This window comes from Prevotellamassilia timonensis (assembly GCF_021531665.1).
GTDB lineage: Bacteria > Bacteroidota > Bacteroidia > Bacteroidales > Bacteroidaceae > Alloprevotella.
On the sequence record NZ_JADYUH010000123.1, the window covers coordinates 1 to 756 of the forward strand.

Genomic DNA, 756 nt, shown 5'->3' on the forward strand with positions numbered 1-756 from the left:
TACAAATATAATACATTTCGTCGCCAAAAGCAAGAAGTGTTAAAACCGAAAAAGGGCGTTGGGTGTGGAAAATGTTTGAGGCGGTGTGTCATAATAGCCAACCTGCTTCGTTGCTATCGGATTCGGGCTTGGTCATGTACTTCATTGGGTGTGGAAAATTTTGGAGGCGCTTTGAAAGACAACCCCCTTTTCTCGGTAGAGGTGCATGCCGTCTGCTTCATCTTTAGGAAAGTGTGCGCCTCCGGCGCGGCGGCTCCCGCCGCCATCTTCGCGGGCGTACAGCCCTCCAGGCTGATACTGAGTGAGTTGTCGCTATCCGGGGGCGTTGCCCCCGGTTACTCACAGTACAGCCTTCCAGGCTGGATAGTCTTGCTTGCTGTAAACCTCGACACACTAAAATGCAGACGTCGGCGCATAGTGGATCTGAAAAACGGTGATACCGAGTCATTTTTGGTTGCCTAAAACATAAAGCGCTGCATAGCCACATTTGTTGCCGCTACCACCTGTGCAGCAAAAGTATCTTAGCCTGGAGGGCTATACCGTGAGTAACCCCGAGTGCGAAGCGATATTGAGCGCGGCGAATCTTTTCCCGTGCCGCTACCACCTGTTCAGCAAAAGTATCTTAGCCTAGAGGGCTATACCGTGAGTAACCCCGAGTGTGAAGCGATATTGAGCGCGGCGAATCTTTGCCCGTGCCGCTACCACCTGTTCAGCAAAAGTATCTTAGCCTGGAGGGCTATACCGTGAGTAACCCCG

Annotated in this window: 1 protein-coding gene; it reads left to right on the plus strand. The window is 52.0% G+C overall.

Going from position 1 to position 756, the window contains the following annotated elements; translation table 11 throughout:
- Window positions 1-462 (plus strand): hypothetical protein (locus I6E40_RS10620; RefSeq protein ID WP_235387238.1); only part of this gene is annotated, 462 nt, incomplete at its 5' end.
- Window positions 463-756: the final 294 nt, after the last annotated feature.